Raw genomic sequence first — 17,729 nt, 5'->3', positions numbered from 1 at the left:
TTACTTTTTTGTCGGTTACTGATACAATTCTATCACTGTCTTATGGAAAGGTCAACAGAAAAAATACAACATATTGTGCACAAAAAACTTTGTTCGTCAATATGTTGTATTTTTGTATAATTCTTTATGAAACCCCTCTAATCTGGGCATTTTCCACTTCTTCACGTGCCACTTCCAAGGCCTGTTTCATGATTTCTTCGTTGTATCCATGAAGGCCTGTCACAATCATTTCGTCAGATTCCACAAATTGTTGTAAAAAATATTTTTCTGCACCTTTTATCCATCTCGCCATATCCCCTATGTCACTTTTTCGATGAAATTCTTTAACCAGTGTTGTCCGAAACTCATATGGAACCGTACCCTTCAATAAAATACGCATACTTTTTTCGATAGAAGAAAGATCAAATTCTTTAACTCCAATTGTTTCCTGATATTTTAATCTGGAGTTTTTCAAGTCCATTGCCACATAATCAACTAATTTGTTTTCCACGAGACGTTTCAGTTTCTCCGGATAGCTTCCATTGGTATCTAATTTTACCAGATATCCCATCTCTTTTATTTTTTTAATAAACTCTTCGATATCATGCTGAAGCAAAGGTTCTCCCCCGGAAATACATACTCCTTCCAAAATTCCTTTTCTTTTTTTTAGAAAGGAAAGTACTTCCTGTTCCGATATCTTGTCATATTTATCTGTTTCAACTACTAATGATGCATTGTGACAAAAGGGACACCTGAAATTGCACCCTGAAGTAAAAATCGTTGCTGCAATTTTTTCCGGATAATCCAATAAAGTCAATTTCTGTAACCCTTGAATAATCATTGTATACCTCCTTATTCCGGGAAATTTTTCTCAATCAGCATGCTATATTCTTTAAAAGCCTCCGTTTCAGAAAAAGCAGTCCTTAGAGCATCTCGAATTCCTTTATAATACCACCCAATGGTGTTCTTATCCTTCATGCGAAAACGGTTCCACAATTCATCTTTTACCGTCTGATAGTCCCGGTCAATATCTCTCATGTTTGACAACTTGTCTGCAAGACCAATCATCTGCACCTCTTTAGGTGCCTTTTTAATATGAGAAATCGTCGTCCCCTTTCTTTCCATCCAGCTTTTCGATTTGTCTTCTGATTCCTGTGCCACAATATGGGCAATTCGTTCTGTAAACTCTGTCGCAATTACTTCTTCCGTTACGCCCTTACAGTCCTCAATCGTATCGTGTAAAATGGCCGCACTAATCACCTCTGGATCACTGGTCATCGTTGCTACTATATCCCCTACTTCCAAAGGATGGACAATGAAAGGCCGCTTTGTCCCCTTCCGATACTGTCCTTCATGAGCCTTTGTTGCAAATTCCACTGCCTTGTCCACCATTTTCGAAAACTCCTCCATATCCGTTCTAACTCTCCTCTCTTAACCTTGCCTTTTCTTTCTTCTTAAATAAACCGTATATACACGGTACAACGATTAAGGTTAATAAAGTACCATATATCAATCCGCCTATCGTCACAATCGCCATAGGCTGAATCAAGTCTGCCCCCATACCAACACCAACTGCCATAGTAGATAATCCTAAGATGGTAGTTAATGCGGTCATTAGAATCGGACGAAGTCTTGTCTTTCCTGCCAGAATAAGTGCTTCTTTCGTTTCCATCCCTTCGGCTACCAATTGATTGGTGTAATCGATATAGACAATTCCGTTGTTCACAATAATTCCAGCCAGCATGACAAAACCAATCATCGCGATTACACTAATCGGCTTATTGGTAAGCCATAGTGCAAATAACCCGCCTGTGAAGGCTAGCGGAACAGTAAACATAACAATAAAAGGAGAACGGAGAGATTGAAACTGGGCAACCATAATTAAATACATAAATACAATTGCAAGAGCCAGCATTTTAAACAAATCTTCCATGGCATTATTAATGGTCTCATCTTCACCAACCATCTTAATTTCGTATCCCTTTGGGCTTTCATATTTGCTTAAAACCTTTTCGACTTCTCGGCTAACCAACCCAATATTATATCCATTTTTCACCTCGGCATTTACACGCATTACCCGACTGTGTTCTGTTCGGCTAATTGCATTCAGCCCTTCTCCCTCTTCAAATTGTGCAATATCCTTTAAGGGAACTTTTTCTTTGCTTCCGTCTAGTGCCTCTGCCGTTATACTCATTTTTTGAATATCATCTCTTGTCAGCTTTTCTTTTACTTCATCTATAACAAATACATTATACTCTTCTTCATTTGTGGAAAGTGTCGTTGCAGCACGGTTAGCTGCCAACTCTTTATTAACCTCCTGAAAAACTTGGGCAACAGTTAGATTTTTTTTCAACGCTTTTTCTTTATCTACAACAACACGAAGCTCTTTCTTACTTTCCTCTGTGCCATCCGTTACATTTGCGGTTCCCTCAACTGCTTCAACTTTCCCTTTGATTGTCTTTGCAATACGAAGAAGTTCATCTAAATCTCTTCCTTTAATTTGTACCTCAATGCCTGAGCTGCCCAGAGCCGACATATCCATATTGCTGGTGGATACGGTGATTTCCCCCTTAATATCCTTTTCAAAATCTTTTATTTTCTCTGCTATTTGGTCATTGGAAAGTTTTGCGTTGTCTTTTATAATGGCATAATACTCGACAGGTTCATTCGATGAGCTGCTGGAGACAAATCCCAGCATGGAAGAGGAGGCTCCAATCATCCCACCTACACTTTCAATATCCGAAAGAGAGCTTAGTTTTTCCATAAGCTTGTCTCCTTCTTCTGTCTGCTCCTTAAAACTCATTCCATTCTCTGTTTCCAAGGTAACACTGATTTCATTGGTTTCCATTGGCGGAATAAATTCCGTTCCTTTACTATAGGCCAAAAATATACTACCTGCAAAAAGAACAATACTAATCAGAAAGACCAATCCCTTTTTATCATAAACCTTTCCTAATATTTTACCATAGATGGTTTTGATTTTCTCAAGAAGTTTACTTTCTTTTTCCGTTGTTTTCTTTAGAACCGTAGCAGAAATCATAGGCACCAAAGTAAGAGCAACAATCAAACTTGCTAAGAGTGAGTAGGCAACCGTTAATCCCATATCTACAAAGAGCTGCCTTGTAATTCCCGTTGTAAAGACAATCGGCAGGAATACGCAAACTGTCGTAAGGGTAGATGCAATAATTGCGCTTCCTACCTCTGTAGCTCCTTTAATCGCAGCTTCTTTTGCCGGTATTCCTTCATTTCGCATCCGATAAATATTTTCAATTACTACAATGGAATTATCCACCAGCATCCCCACACCAAGAGCCAAGCCTGAAAGAGATATGACATTCAGTGTAACGCCCGAAAAATACATCAGAACCAACGCCGTCATAATACTGATTGGGATGGAACACGCTATCACAAAGGTCGGCCTTATATTCTTTAAGAAAACAAGTAAGATGAGAACCGCCAGAAGCCCACCATAAATCAGGTTCTGAAATACAGAGTTAATGGTTAAGTCAATATAAACTCCCTGATCCATAAGGGTCAAGTATTCAAGATTTTCATCCTCTTCTCCCAGCTCAACCATTTTATTTAAGACTTTGTCACTAATATCTCCGGTAGAATACCCCGTCTGCTTTTGTACCACCAGCATCAATCCATTTTTATCGTTGATTTTTGCATAAGTATCTTCACTGTTATTGACTCTTTCAACCTTTGCAACATCTATTAAAGAGACCTTTTGAATTCCTTCCACGTTTAAAATGGGAAGACTTTCCAATTCCTTGGCACTTTTGTACGCTTCTCCAATTCGAACCAGATAATCCACTTCGTCCTCTGTAACATATCCTGCCGGCATGCTGAAGTTCTCTGCCATCAAAAGTGCTTTTATCATCTCCCCATTAATCGCAATTGAGGAAGTGTCACCCATTCCGGCTATCGCTGATTCTGCCTGTGCCTCTTGCGCCTGAATTAACGCTTCTCCTGATGCTATTTGTGCTGCTCCCTGACTCAATCCAGCACTTGCCTGAATCTGTCCTGAGGCAAGACTCCCTCTTGCCTGTGCCAACGTAAGAGCCCCTTCATTTACCTGGCTTTGTATGTTTTCAATTTCTGCCAGTCCATCTGCGAGAAGCTGGCTCTGCCCTGCCAGGGTTTCCTCCTGTGCTCCAATTTGCGTAAGCACTTCCACATATCCAGCTTTTACGCTGTCATAATTCGAAAGAGTTTCCAGTTGAACTCCCAATTCCACTAAAAGCAGCATTTGCTCCTGACTTTGCTCCTCTATGGGAATCCCACTGATTTCATCATATTGAGCCTGAATTTCACCTTCTCTGGCTTTTAACTCTTCCAAAGAATTCAGACTGCCCTGGGTGGCATCTTTTGTCGCTGTAATAATAGCCATACCCTGATTAATCTGTGTTTCCAATACACTTAACTCTGCTTTTTTTTCTGTTATTTCAAGCTGTGCCTGTTTAAGTTCCTCTGCCTTTACTGAAATTTCGGATTCTGCACTCCCTAAAGTACTTGCTGCTAAAGCAGTGGCATTTTCCAGTTCACTCTTGCCTTGTTCAACCTGGGTTTTTGCATCTGCAAGAGCTTTTTTTCCTTTTTCAATTTCTTCATCCATTTTCTTTTGGATAGAAGCATTGACATCACGAATCTTTTGATCATCCAACGTGATTTCTATACTCTCTTCGACACTTCCCAGTGTACTGACCGATGCAACTCCCTCAATGCTTTCAATATTGGGCAAAACCTTTTCTTCTATATATTTGGATGCACCAACTTCATCTTCACCCTCTACACTCACTGCCATGATAATAATGGGAAGCATATTGGGATTTAACTTTAGAATCATAGGATTGCCGATTCCCTCCGGCCAGTATCCGTAAATTTGATCCAGGCTCTCCCGCATTTCCACAGAAGCGGCATCCATATTCGCCGTTTGCTCAAATTCCATAAACACGACAGAGGAGCCTTCCGACGAAGTAGAGTCAATGCTCTTTATATTACTAATCGTAGCCATACTTTGTTCAATTGGTTTTGTCACGATTGTCTCAACTGCCTCCGGACTTGCACCTTCATAGCTTGTAAAAACAAGCACATAAGGCAAACTCATTTTAGGCAATAAATCCACTGTCATATTCAACAATGAAACAACTCCTAATAAAATCACTAAAATAACGGCCACTACAACAGTATATGGTTTTTTAACGCTGAATTTTGATAGCATAATATCCCCTTTTTTTATGATTGTTTTATCACACGTATACTAATCATATCATTTAGGCACTTGCTTCGCAATCTTCATCGTGTATAATATTAAGAGAATTTATCATTATGAGGAGGCAAAACACATGAAACAAAAAAATGCCTTTGTTACAGGCTCATCCAGAGGCATTGGCCGCTCTATCGCCATTGCATTGGCTCAAAAAGATTATCATGTTTTTATAAATTGTAAGAGTTCTGTTACAGAACTGAAAAATGTATGGAGAGAAATTAACACATTAACCCCTGGGAAAGCAACTATGGTAATAGGCGATGTCGGTAATCCTTCCGATGTAGAAAAAATATTTTCTACCATTTATGAAACCTGCTGCTCTTTGGATGTGTTGATTAATAATGCCGGAACTTCCCATATTGGTCTTTTGTCCGACTTATCTGTTGACGAATGGAATCAGGTGCTGCATACCAATCTATCTTCGGTTTTTTACTGCTGCAAAAAAACCATCCCTTTCATGGTATCTCAAAAGTCTGGTAAAATTTTAAACATTTCTTCTATTTGGGGAAATTGCGGTGCCTCTTGTGAGGTTGCTTACTCTGCTTCAAAAGCTGGGATTGAGGGCTTTACGAAGGCTCTTGGAAAGGAGCTTGCACCTTCAAACATCCAGGTGAATGCTTTATCTTTAGGAGTGATGGACACCGCTATGAATTCTTGTTTTGACACTGCTGAAGTAGCCCAACTAAAAGAGGAGATTCCAAGCGGGCGCTTTGGAAGCCCTGAGGAGGCTGCCGAAATGGCCCTTCATATCTTGGAATCCCCTGCTTATTTAACAGGACAGATTATTCGAATGGATGGTGGTTTTATTTAAGAATCAGTTCTACCGGGCAATGATCCGAGCCCATAACCTGGGTTAGAATACTCGCGTCAGCAAGTCTCTCCTTTAGAGCATCACTCACTACAAAATAGTCGATTCTCCATCCCGCATTTTTTTCACGTGCCTTAAAACGATAAGACCACCAAGAATAAACACCTTCCTTGTCAGGATAAAAATAGCGATAAGTATCAATGAAGCCACTATTTAACAGCGTTGTAAACTTTTCTCTTTCTTCCAGGGTAAATCCTGCATTCTTCTGATTTGTTTTCGGATTCTTCAAGTCAATCTCGGTGTGAGCAACATTTAAATCTCCACAGAATATAACAGGCTTCTTTTCTTCTAGTTTCTTTAAATAAGCAAGAAAATCTTCTTCCCATGTCATGCGGTAAGAAAGTCTTTTTAACTCCGTTTGAGAGTTTGGTGTATATACCGTTATGAAATAAAAATCTTCAAATTCTAAGGTGATGACCCTGCCTTCTTTATCATGTTCTTCAATTCCAATTCCATAAGCAACAGTTAAGGGCTCTTTTTTCGTAAAAATCGCTGTACCAGAATACCCTTTCTTCTCAGCATAGTTCCAAAACTGATGGTAACCTGGTGTCTCAAGATCTAACTGCCCTTCCTGCATCTTTGTCTCCTGTATACAAAATATATCTGCATCAACTTCCTCAAAGAAATCTGGAAATCCTTTTTGTACTGCTGCTCTTATTCCGTTTACATTCCATGATATAAGCTTCATTGATATACCTCCCTTAATAGTAAACCTTTCTTAAAAACAAACCTCTTGCCGGTGCTAAAAAACCAGCCAAGCTTCTATCTTCTGCTGCAATTACGACAGGTAATTTTTTTAAATCCCGCTTTCCGGAACCAACTTCTAATAAAGTTCCAACCAAGATTCGCACCATGTGGTATAAAAAACCTGTCCCATAGAAAGTAATACGCACTTTTTCACCATTACTAATAATCTTAATGTTTGTAATCTTACGAATAGGGTCTTTGCAGTCCTTATCATCTGTAAAGCTCACAAAATTCTTCAGTCCAATCAAGTATTTTGTTGCCGCCTTCATTGCCTCCACATCCAATTTTTCTGGATAGTGATAACAGTATCTTCGGGAAAATACATCGGGCTTTTCCCGACAATCAATGTAATATTCATATTTTTTTCCCTTGGCACTTTTTCTTGCATGAAAGCCATTCTTTACAAGTTCAACATCCACAATTCTTATATCTTCCGGTAAGTAGCGGTTAATGGAATCCTTTAGCTCATCCACATCATAAAGTTTTGACAATTGTACAGAAGCCACTTGTCCTCTGGCGTGAACACCTGCATCAGTTCTACCGGAACCGTCTACCTTCACTCGATATCCAACCAGCTTCCCGATACTGTATTCCAGGATAAACTGTATTGTATTATCGGTATTTGCCTGACGCTGCCAGCCTTGATATCGACTACCATCATATGAAATCGTCAATTTATATGTTCGCATTTACTCACCTCATATCGAATACTAATTTCTGTTAATCAGTTTTTTAAGGGGAGCACATACCCCTCCACATATCAAAATAGCTGCAACTGTTTCCAGAATTCCATTAATTCCTACTACTGTTAAAAACACATTTTTTACTACTGCTGAAAAATCCATATCTGTAAAAAAGAAAAAGTAAAGGCATCCCAAAACCATAATGGTATGTAAGATTGTGCCAATTCCGGCACTGATTGCCATACTTACAAAATCTTTCTTTATCATTTTCGAAAAAACCTTGTAGATCAAAAAAGGTAGTATACCAAGTAATACTCTTGGCACAATACACATAATAATTGCCTGAATTGGCATCCCATGTCCGCCTGCCGGAGTAAACATCATATCTACTGGCGTTACTCCTCTAAAGGTTGCATTCAACATTGATATGCACCCGAAGGCAAATCCAAGGATTCCTCCGTAAAAAGGTCCCATGGTTAATGACCCTACAATCACCGGGATATGCAACAGCGTAATAGATACTACTCCTGTCGTAATAAATCCCAAGTTCGTTACAGTCAGTACAATTAAAATTGCGACTAAAACTGCCAATTGTACCATACTTTTTGTCTTACTGTTTGTGTTATTCATTTTTTTCCTCCTAGTTTCTGTTCTTCACAAGCGAAGATACATTACAGTTCCGTCGTAATTGTATTACAAAACAAAAAGAATAGCAAGGCGTAACCTTGCTATTTGTCTAATATCTTCTTTAGTTCTTTCATAAAAGTGTTGACATCTTTAAACTCTCTATACACAGAGGCGAATCGAACATATGCCACTTCGTCAAGTCCTCTTAGCTCCTCCATAACAATCTCACCTATGCGATTACTTGGAATTTCTTTCTCTTCAAGATTGAAAATTTTACTTTCAATAGAATTCACAGTTTTCGCAATCGCATCCGCCGAAACAGGACGTTTGTAACAAGCGCTTAAGACCCCAGCTTCAATCTTTCCCCGATTGTACTGCTCTCTCGTATTATCTTTTTTAATGATAATAAGAGGAATTGTCTCTACCTTTTCATACGTTGTAAATCTCTTTAGACATTCATCACAAGACCTTCTCCTACGAATAGAACTTCCATCTTCTGCAGGCCTGGAATCAATAACCCGGGTATCCGGATGATTACAATAGGGACATTTCATTTTCCTTTGCCTTCCTTTCTCCTCTATACCAACTGTTGTATGTAGTATATCGATTCCTATTTTGAAAGTCAAACTATTTTCTTTCCTAAGTACTCATAATCTTTTCGCTTTGGAAAGCTTTTACAATTAGTCCTATACAAACGCCTCCAAGAATTAATGTTCCACCCAGAGTCACACCATATTGCAGAGGAGAAATTTCCTGCGTTAAAATCCCTTGTATTGCCAAAGTATTATTATAAACCGGGATAAAATACGACTTGTTTCCTGGTGTTCCTGTTGTAAACATACTCATTAATCCCACAATTAAAACAATCATATATGCTGGCATGATATAACTACTTGCTTCTTTTATTGAACGGGCAAAAACGGAGATTAATACGATGATGCTGGAATAAAGGAAGGCAATTGCGATTAACAATAACAAGAGCATTATAATCTGACTGGGCAGAAGCATAAACTGCATTTCTGTACTGCTTCCTCCTCTCATGCCGCCAAACATCATAGGCGATAATACAATCATAGCAAAAACATACACCAAGGAAGAGACTCCCGAAATAATCATCAAGGAAAAGATTTTTCCCAATGCAATGGATTTTCGCTTAATTGGCGCGACTAAGAGACTTGCCATAGTACCTCTTTCTTTTTCCCCCGCTACCATGTCAATGCCCAGACTCATGGCACCTGCAAAGAGCAAAATGGTTACAAAGTAAGGCAACATCATTCCAACTGCCTTTCCACTTGCCTTTTGTTCATCCTGAATAACCATTTCTTCATTATCTGAGTTCACGGTAAAAACGGTAAGACTTGCAACATCATCAATACGATTTCCCAATAGCATGGTCCGATACTCTGCTAACCCTTCATTTGACAGTTTCTCAAATGCAGCACTGGAGTAATCTTCTGAGGGATTATAATAAGTCTTAATCTGAGGGATTTCATCTCCTTTTTGATAGTTCTCAATTTGCTGATCAAAATCTTCTGGAAATTCTATTATTAAGTCTACATCACCACTTAAAATCTTCTTTTTGGCAGCTTCCATCTCTTCGCCGCTCTCTATATCTGTTGTTTCAATAAAATAGTCCTTTGATTCAAGATATGATTTATAGGAGTTTGGTCCATGAACCAAAAAAACTTTTGAAGTATGGCTGTCAATATCATTGGCCATATTTTTTGCAAGAGAGCTTACAATGCTCATAATGACAAACATAATTAGAACCGGTAAAATGAAGGTAGAGAAAATCATTTTTTTATCACCAAATACTCTTGTCAATTCTTTTCTTAGAATCTCTCTCATGTCTTACTCCCCCTTTCTCGCATCTTTATAAAGCTCAAAGAATGCGTCTTCCAAATCTTTTGAGCCTGTTGCCCTAAGCAGTTCCTCCAGTGTACCCTCTGCAACCTTTTGTCCATCAATCACGATTCCAATGCGGTCACAAAGCTTTTCTGCCTCCGACATAATATGAGTTGATATAATAATAAGCTTTCCCTTTTCTTTAAGACCTTTTAAATAGTCTGTTACATTTCTCGCGGTAATAATGTCCAACCCGTTTGTCGGCTCATCAAATATAATAATATCCGGATCATGAACGAGGCTCACTGCAATCGCTGCTTTTTGCTTCATCCCTGTTGATAGCTCTTTAATCTTCTTTCTGGAAAACTCATCAATTCCAAAATAAGGAAAAAGTTCTCTTTTTCTCACTTCAATTTGCTCTTCTGAAAGCTTGTGAAGTCTTCCAAAAAAACGAAACATGTAGTCTACATCAAACTGCTCATCCATCTTGATTTCATTCGTCAAAAAGCCAATAGAGCTTCTTACTTCTTCTGGATTTTTCTGCACTTCATAATCGTTAACATATATTTCTCCCTCTGTAGGCTTAATCAGTGTTGCGAGACAGCGCAGCGTGGTTGTTTTCCCTGCTCCATTCGGTCCCAATAAGCCGTAGATTTCTCCTGGTTTTGCTTGAAATGATAAATGATTTACTGCAACTTTAATCGGATCTTTTGTTTTCATTTCCAGCATTTGCTTTTTATTCAGCTTAAATTTTTTTGTCAAATTTTCAACTCGAATCATTGTGCCCATCCCTCCTTGTATTGTTTCGATAATACAATACTACATTCCTTAGCTTTCTCTGTCAAGAAAAAAAGAGTGTCTCTCAACACTCTTTCTTTACTCGGTAACTTCGATTACACCTGCCGGACAACCATCTCTGGCTGCCTTGACTGCTTCTTCGTATTCTTCTGGCACTTCTGGCAAAACAACTTCTGCTACGTCATTTTCATTCATTTGAAAAACCTCTGAACAGACTGTAGCACATACGCCACAAGAAATGCAGCCATCATTCACAACAGCATTCACCTCAATCCACCTCCCAATTTATTTAATGCGGGTTCCTGTCTTGCCTTTTAACCCATCCCCCAGTTTGTCAAAAGATGTAATGAGAGCCTCTCTTCCCTCTTTGCCTTCGATAAAAGATACGGAGGCAGAAAACTTCGGAAGCATATTATAAATCCCAAAATGACCCTCACTCATGTATTGTTTTGCTTCAGCAACAGTAATCGTTCCCAAGGCTTCTTCATTTTCCTTGCCGTTATTCAGGCAAACCTTTTCTACACTTGTCAGAATAATCAATTGATCGGCATCAATATCTTCTGCCATCTTCCCAGCCACAAGATCCTTTTCAATGACAGCACTGGCACCTTTTAGGTGGTTTCCTTGAGAGAGTACAGGAATTCCTCCTCCTCCGCAAGCAATGACAACCTGATCTGCATCTAATAACGCTTTTACTGCCTCTATTTCAACAATCTTCACTGGATTCGGAGCCGATACCACTCTCCGGTATCCTTTTCCCTCTTCTTCTCTTACGTAATTTCCTTTTCTGATTTCTTCATCCGCTTCTTCTTTACTCATATATCTTCCCAAGACTTTTGTCGGAGTATAAAAAGCTTCGTCATAAGGGTCTATAACCACTTGCGTAAGTACCGTACTTACCGTTCGATAAATACCTCTGTTTAAAAGCTCCTCCCGAATTGCATTCTGCAAATCGTAACCAATGTATCCCTGGCTCATAGCAGAACAAACAGACATTGGTGCTGCTGTGTATTCATCGTACTTCTTTCCAAATTCATTCATTGCCGCATGAATCATGCCTACTTGCGGAGCATTACTATGGGTAATAGCAACCTGATACCCTTGTTCAATCAAATCTGCAATGGTTTTTGAGGAATGCTTTACTGCCTCCATCTGCTCCGGTAAATTTGTTCCAAGTGCTCTATGTCCTAGAGCGACAACTGCTCTCTTCTTCATTCGCTTTTTCCTTTCTAATCCAGAATGTAACCTGTGGTGTTTTCTTTTAGTCTTTCAATCATCTGTCTTACCGTTAATTTCGTCACAGGATGTCTATGGTAATCTGCTAATTCCGATAACGGAACAAGAACAAAATCTCGATTTTGCAAATCTGGATGAGGAATCTGTAATTCTTTTGAATCCAATACCAAATCATCGTAAAAGATAATATCTAAATCCAAGGTTCTTGGACCCCAGCGCACCGTATGTCCTTTTCCTGCCTTTTCCTCTATCTTCTTGAGCTCTTTTAAAAGCTCCGTTGGGGAAAGAATGGTTCGCATTGTAAATGCTCCATTCAAAAAATCATCCTGCTCTACCATGCCGTATGGCTTGCTCTTGAAAACCGAAGAAACTTCCAATACCTCACAGCCTTTTAACTCATTGATTTTTTTAATTCCCTCTTCTATATTTTTATTCTTATCTCCGATATTCGATCCTATAGCAATAAATACATCATGCCATTTCCGTTTTGCTTTTATTGATACGTTACCAAATGGCAAGCCTATGGGAGCTTCTGGTTTTTTTATTTCCACTTCAATCTCTTGAATTGCAGGAAAATTCAAAATCGTTTCTTCAGCCAGACTGTATGCCGCAGTTTCAATTAGCTTATATGTCCTTGTTGAAAAATATGCATGCATAAAATGGCACACTTTTCCGTAATCAATTGCATAATTCAAATCGTCTGTCTTAGCTGCCATTTCCATATCTGCCATCATTTTGATACTGATCAAAAAGTTCTGTCCGTTCTTTGTTTCTCTTTCATAAACTCCATGATGTGCAAACACCTCAAGATTCTCAATTCTCAGTTCGTCCATAGCTCTCCTCCTCCTTGTACCTTTTCGCTTAGGCTCTTAAAATAGCCTGGGTCATAAGTACTGCTCTCTTGTTTTCCTTTACATCATGTACTCGTATAAAGGTTGCGTGATTTATTACACCAAATACTGTTGTGGCGATTGTACCTTCCAATCGTTCATTTAACGGCACATCTAAAGTAAGCCCTATCACTGATTTTTTGGACACTCCTAAAAGAACAGGATATCCCATGTCTTTCAAAAGATTTAGATTTTTCATTATTTTCAAATTTTCCTCCCTGGTCTTTGCAAATCCAACACCGGGGTCTAAAATAATTTTTTCTTTTTTAATTCCTGCTAAAGATGCAAGCTCAATACTTTCTTCTAAGTCCTTCTTAACATCTTGGAGAAAATCAGTATAGCTCTGCTCCTCTATATTTCGATTATGCATGAGACAACAAGGCAGATCACAGTCTGCAATGACCTTTGCCATCTGTGCATCGTACTTTAATCCCCATATGTCATTAATCAGGTCAGCCCCGGCTAAAGCCGCGGCATGAGCCACCTTGCTTTTATAAGTGTCAACTGAAATAGGAATGTCGAACCGCTTTTTTACTGCTTCGATTACCGGTGCAATACGGCTGATTTCTTCATCATCCGAAATCTTTACATAGCCCGGTTTTGTAGATTCACCACCGATATCAACAATGTCCATGCCATCTTTTATCATTTCTTCTACATGAAAGAGGGCTGAGTCCTGCTGATTGTATTTCCCGCCATCCGAAAAAGAATTCGGAGTCACGTTTAATATTCCCATAATATATGTGTCATCTGTCTTAAAATCATGTTTTCCTATTTGCATTTTGTCCACTCCCTAAGCTGCTTATTTTTTTTGGTTTCACTCCAGTTGCATTGCTGCTCTGCCTCACAAGCAAAGCAAGCTCTGCTTAGTTTATCACTTCGGTATATTAATCCCGCTAAGCTCTTATCCCCTTTCATTCTTTCATTGCCATGATTAAGAATTCCCTCCTTTATTTGCTCTTTTTCATTGTCGGTATAAGAAAGATCATTTAATATCTCCTCTGCAATTCCTGCACTTGCTTCCTCATGAGGAATTTGATGCAAATATTCCTTATGTCTGCCAATGTCATGGAGTAATGCTGTTGCATAAATCAGCTCCACATCAAGGTCTAATTCTTCTTTTAAATTTTGGATTTCTCCAAGTCTTGCCACATCTAAAAAATGTGATATATTATGCTTACAAAAAATGCGGTCTTTTTCAAGGGTCTGAATTTCCTTTAATGCTTCCCGATATAAAGGATGGTTTAAAATTTGATTGACTCTATCCATGATTCCCTACCATATGAAAAAAAGTAGTCTCCAGTTTATCATTTTCACTAAATTCTCCCCGTTTCGCCACACTCACGGTACGGCTTCCCGGTTTCTTAACGCCTCGCATCGTCATACACATATGCTCCGCTTCTATCATTACCATAACACCCTTGGGCTTTAAATGTTCCATTAAAGAATCTGCAATCTGTGCTGTCATCTGCTCCTGGATTTGAGGACGCTTTGCATATACTTCAACGGTTCTTGCAAGCTTACTTAATCCAACTACTTGCCCATCTGGAATATACGCAATATGTGCTTTGCCATAAAAGGGCATAAAATGATGCTCACACATGGAATAAAATACAATATCCTTTTCCACTACCATATCCGACCCTTCACTGGGAAAGGTTTTGCTTAAATGCTTTTGCGCTGATTGTCCCATACCAGAAAAAATCTCTTCATACATATTTGCAATTCTTTTCGGTGTATCCTTTAGGCCTTCCCGGTCTAAGTCCTCTCCTATACCCTCTAACATAAGGCATACTGCTTCTTCTATTTTTTTCTTATCAATCATCATTATACTCTTTCTACTTTTTCATTCTAAAAAACTCAACTATCTCACCTAGATAGGACAGAGATCCAAACGCTACAATAACATCTTGGCTATTCCCATGGTTCAAACTAATATTTACTGCATCAATTCCTGATTCCGCCATATAAATTGGTAAATCATGTCGTATCTCCTCTGCTGCTCTTTTTAAAATGTCCTTGTCTAATCCTCGTGAATTCGCTGGCGTTAGCAGTATAAGTTCTGAAGCAAGAGGAAGTGTATGTTTTAAGATTTTTTTGTATTCTTTATCTTCTAATACACCCATTATATAAATAATTCGTTTATTTGTAAAATATAAGTTCAGAGACTTCGCCAGCTTTTTCGCTCCGTCTGGATTATGTGCACCATCTACTATAAATATCGGCTCTTTTTGTAAGATGCTAAATCTGCCAATCCACTGTGCCTTCCTTAGTCCACTTCTTATGGCCTCTTCTGACACCTTATATCCCAGCTCTTGAAGTGCTTTAATTCCCTCAATTGCCAACAGAGCGTTCTCAACTTGATAAACTCCACCCATTGCAATCTTCAGGTTCTGATATTCCCCATAAGAAAATACTTGCTCATCCACATCTTGTCTTAAAATATCGACTGCCTTTTCATTTACAAAGGTGACATGCTTTCCCTTTTTTCGTCCTTCTTCGATTAATATGGATTTAACTTCATCCCTTTGAGGGGCACTTACAATCAAAGATTTTTCTTTGATAATACCAGCCTTTACTTTTCCTATTTCTTCTAATGTATTCCCTAATATAGACATATGATCAAAGCTAATGGATGTAAAAACAGCTAATAGAGTATTCTCCACAATATTAGTTGCATCCGATGCACCACCTAGTCCTGTCTCCAATAAGACCAAATCACATGCATTTTCCATGAAATAAAGAAAGGAAACCGCGGTTTCCACTTCAAATACAGTAGGCTCTTCCTCATTTCTGTTTCGGATACGATGGACTGCATCCTCAATCTGCCTCAGGTATTTTTCTCTTTCCTTTTCCGTAATCCACTCACCATTAATCTGGAAGCTTTCACACTCACCAAATACAACTGGCGAAATATAACGTCCTACTTTATACCCGGCATCTCGCAAAATTTGATCCATAAAGGCAAATACGGATCCTTTTCCGTTGGTTCCTGCTCCATGAACAATCTGAAGCCTCTCTTGCGGGTTTCCCAACTCTTCCAGGAGCCTCCGAATTCCTTCCAGCCCTAAGATACTTCCTTTCTTTGCAAGTCTATCCATAAATTCCATCATACTATCTCTCTCATCTTTTCCACACGTTTTAAGGAACGCTTTATTTTATCAAGCTCAGCTCCTTTAGTGATTTCCACTCCTGAATTAAAGTATATTACCTTACTCTCCATGTTTTGAGGTTTTCCTTGATATCCGCTTTCCCGAATGAGCTGATTAACCGTTCCCTCATTCCCATCTACAAAGCACATGTCCTCTGGAATCACATCACGAAAGCTTTCTTTGAAATAGTTAAAATGGGTGCACCCCAAAACTAATGCTTTATATTCTCCTAAGTCTCTCTCTTTAAACTTATCCTTGATGTACTCCTTTACCTCAAAAGAATCATAATTTTCATTCTCTGCAAACTCAACTAATTTAGGCATTGGAATAACATCTACCAGATGATTTTTATCCACTACTTCAATCAAGCTTTTAAGTTTACCACCTTTTACCGTATTCGGTGTCGCTATTGTCAAAACTTTTTCTTGTGGATGTTGGTTTACCGCTGGTTTTACTGCTGGCTCCATCCCAACGATTGGTATTCTGTATTTTTCTCTTAAATATTGAATCGAAATACTGGTTGCCGTGTTACAGGCAATCACAATTGCAGAAACGCCTTTCTGAAGAAAAAACTGTACAGCCTCATCCACATATTGGTTCACTTCTTCTTTGGATTTCGATCCATAAGGAACGTTTTCCCAATCTCCGTAATATATAAATTCTTCTCCCGGCATCTTTTTCATCGCTTCATTTAGTACCGAAAGTCCACCGATGCCGGAATCAAATACTCCGATTTTCATTCTTTTTATCTCCTCATACAATAAACTGTCATAAGGGTATCATTTTATAGAATAGATTGCAATGGTTTACATTGCAATCACATCCTTAATTGTATAGAATCCTGCCTTTTTTCCTTTTAGAAATACACCACAATCGCAGGCTCCTTTTCCGAAACATTCAAAGTCATAGGCATGATGCGTTATTTCCAGGCGTTCTCCTATGCCGCCAAACAATACCCTATGGCTGCTGGATATATTTCCCGCTCTTACAGAATGAATCTCAACCGGCACCTCTTCCTGGGCCGCTTCTTGAATAATCTCCCTCATTTCCTTCGATGTTCCACTGGGAGCATCCTTCTTTAATCGATCATGCATCTCTATAATTTCAATATCCACCTCATCTTTTAATACTTTCACTACACTTTCTAAAAGCCGGTTCATGATATTCACCATTTTGGAGGTATTTGCTGCATACAAAAGGGGAATCTCTTTCGACGCCTCTGCAATTCGATCTTTTTCCTCTTCGGAAAAGCCTGTCGTTCCACATACGTATGCTTTCTTATATTTCACTGCCTGCTCCAGCACTTCCATAGATGCATCTCTGTCTGAAAAATCAATAATGACTTCTCCTTTTTCAATCACATCCTCAAGATCATCAACAACAAGAGCTCCTGTCATCTCCCCTAAAAGTGCAACCTCACCAACATCTTTCCCTATATAGTCTCTTCCTTTTGGAGCAACACCGGCTACAATCTCTAGTTCTTCCATATGATGTGCCCATTTCACTATATATTTCCCCATCTTTCCACGAGGGCCAATTATAATCGTTTTCATATTGTAACTCCTCTCTTCATCATTAAATATATATTACCATAGATGTTTTAAAAAAACACTTGCACTTATCCTTCAAATT

General features: G+C 38.8%; 19 protein-coding genes. 1 reads left to right on the top strand and 18 read right to left on the bottom strand.

The window, feature by feature from the left end; all coding sequences use genetic code 11:
- Positions 1–124: 124 nt before the first annotated feature.
- The 3 genes from NHH15_RS10455 to NHH15_RS10445 are packed head-to-tail and all read right to left on the bottom strand — an operon-like array spanning position 125 to position 5,203.
- Positions 125–820 (bottom strand): anaerobic ribonucleoside-triphosphate reductase activating protein, encoded by a 696-nt coding sequence (locus NHH15_RS10455; protein WP_262066616.1) that lies wholly within the window; start codon positions 818–820, stop codon positions 125–127.
- 11 nt (positions 821–831) lie between these two features.
- Entirely contained in the window at positions 832–1,371 is a 540-nt protein-coding gene (locus NHH15_RS10450; RefSeq protein WP_262066644.1) for an HD domain-containing protein, read from the bottom strand.
- Positions 1,372–1,396: 25 nt separating this feature from the next.
- Entirely contained in the window at positions 1,397–5,203 is a 3,807-nt protein-coding gene (locus NHH15_RS10445; RefSeq protein ID WP_262066615.1) for an efflux RND transporter permease subunit, read from the bottom strand.
- A gap of 124 nt (positions 5,204–5,327) precedes the next feature.
- Between NHH15_RS10445 and NHH15_RS10440 the strand changes: the two genes are divergently transcribed.
- Positions 5,328–6,062 (top strand): SDR family NAD(P)-dependent oxidoreductase, encoded by a 735-nt coding sequence (locus tag NHH15_RS10440; protein ID WP_262066614.1) that lies wholly within the window; start codon positions 5,328–5,330, stop codon positions 6,060–6,062.
- Here NHH15_RS10440 and NHH15_RS10435 read toward each other — a convergent pair.
- From NHH15_RS10435 to dapB, 15 genes are all read right to left on the bottom strand, one after another.
- On the bottom strand, positions 6,055–6,807 hold the full coding sequence (locus NHH15_RS10435; RefSeq protein WP_262066613.1) for an exodeoxyribonuclease III: 753 nt from the start codon (positions 6,805–6,807) through the stop codon (positions 6,055–6,057). The genes NHH15_RS10440 and NHH15_RS10435 overlap by 8 nt on opposite strands.
- A 13-nt stretch (positions 6,808–6,820) precedes the next feature.
- Positions 6,821–7,555, bottom strand: coding sequence for a tRNA pseudouridine(38-40) synthase TruA (gene truA / locus NHH15_RS10430; protein WP_262066612.1), 735 nt, complete (start codon positions 7,553–7,555; stop codon positions 6,821–6,823).
- Positions 7,556–7,576: 21 nt separating this feature from the next.
- Positions 7,577–8,179, bottom strand: a complete 603-nt coding sequence (locus NHH15_RS10425; RefSeq protein WP_262066611.1) for an ECF transporter S component — start codon at positions 8,177–8,179, stop codon at positions 7,577–7,579.
- 98 nt (positions 8,180–8,277) lie between these two features.
- Complete coding sequence (nrdR, locus tag NHH15_RS10420) at positions 8,278–8,730, bottom strand: transcriptional regulator NrdR (RefSeq protein WP_262066610.1); 453 nt, start codon at positions 8,728–8,730, stop codon at positions 8,278–8,280.
- A gap of 85 nt (positions 8,731–8,815) precedes the next feature.
- The gene (locus NHH15_RS10415; RefSeq protein ID WP_262066609.1) at positions 8,816–10,024 is read right to left on the bottom strand and encodes an ABC transporter permease; all 1,209 of its coding nucleotides are present in this window, start codon (positions 10,022–10,024) and stop codon (positions 8,816–8,818) included.
- A gap of 3 nt (positions 10,025–10,027) precedes the next feature.
- Positions 10,028–10,801 (bottom strand): ABC transporter ATP-binding protein, encoded by a 774-nt coding sequence (locus NHH15_RS10410; protein ID WP_262066608.1) that lies wholly within the window; start codon positions 10,799–10,801, stop codon positions 10,028–10,030.
- Between the two features lie 96 nt (positions 10,802–10,897).
- Entirely contained in the window at positions 10,898–11,086 is a 189-nt protein-coding gene (locus NHH15_RS10405) for a ferredoxin (protein WP_262066607.1), read from the bottom strand.
- A gap of 18 nt (positions 11,087–11,104) precedes the next feature.
- The gene (gene arcC / locus NHH15_RS10400) at positions 11,105–12,034 is read right to left on the bottom strand and encodes a carbamate kinase (RefSeq protein WP_262066606.1); all 930 of its coding nucleotides are present in this window, start codon (positions 12,032–12,034) and stop codon (positions 11,105–11,107) included.
- Positions 12,035–12,048: 14 nt separating this feature from the next.
- Entirely contained in the window at positions 12,049–12,888 is an 840-nt protein-coding gene (gene folK, locus NHH15_RS10395; RefSeq protein WP_262066605.1) for a 2-amino-4-hydroxy-6-hydroxymethyldihydropteridine diphosphokinase, read from the bottom strand.
- Positions 12,889–12,916: 28 nt separating this feature from the next.
- A complete protein-coding gene (gene folP, locus NHH15_RS10390) occupies positions 12,917–13,726 on the bottom strand; it encodes a dihydropteroate synthase (RefSeq protein WP_262066604.1) in 810 nt (269 codons plus the stop codon).
- Complete coding sequence (locus NHH15_RS10385; protein ID WP_262066603.1) at positions 13,717–14,214, bottom strand: HD domain-containing protein; 498 nt, start codon at positions 14,212–14,214, stop codon at positions 13,717–13,719. The genes folP and NHH15_RS10385 overlap by 10 nt, the downstream gene beginning before the upstream one ends.
- Complete coding sequence (gene folE, locus NHH15_RS10380; protein ID WP_262066602.1) at positions 14,207–14,770, bottom strand: GTP cyclohydrolase I FolE; 564 nt, start codon at positions 14,768–14,770, stop codon at positions 14,207–14,209. Before folE ends, NHH15_RS10385 begins: the two co-directional genes overlap by 8 nt.
- 13 nt (positions 14,771–14,783) lie before the next feature.
- Positions 14,784–16,058 carry a bifunctional folylpolyglutamate synthase/dihydrofolate synthase gene (locus NHH15_RS10375; RefSeq protein ID WP_262066601.1) on the bottom strand — a complete coding sequence of 425 codons (1,275 nt, stop codon included), beginning with the start codon at positions 16,056–16,058 and terminating at the stop codon, positions 14,784–14,786.
- Complete coding sequence (gene murI / locus NHH15_RS10370) at positions 16,055–16,837, bottom strand: glutamate racemase (RefSeq protein ID WP_262066600.1); 783 nt, start codon at positions 16,835–16,837, stop codon at positions 16,055–16,057. Before murI ends, NHH15_RS10375 begins: the two co-directional genes overlap by 4 nt.
- 66 nt (positions 16,838–16,903) lie before the next feature.
- Positions 16,904–17,650 (bottom strand): 4-hydroxy-tetrahydrodipicolinate reductase, encoded by a 747-nt coding sequence (dapB, locus tag NHH15_RS10365; RefSeq protein WP_262066599.1) that lies wholly within the window; start codon positions 17,648–17,650, stop codon positions 16,904–16,906.
- Between the last annotated feature and the right edge of the window lie 79 nt (positions 17,651–17,729).

This window comes from Aequitasia blattaphilus (assembly GCF_024721305.1).
GTDB classification, from domain to species: Bacteria; Bacillota; Clostridia; order Lachnospirales; family Lachnospiraceae; genus Aequitasia; species Aequitasia blattaphila.
The sequence above is the reverse complement of the archived record's forward strand: the minus strand, read 5'-3'. Positions and strand labels throughout refer to the sequence as shown.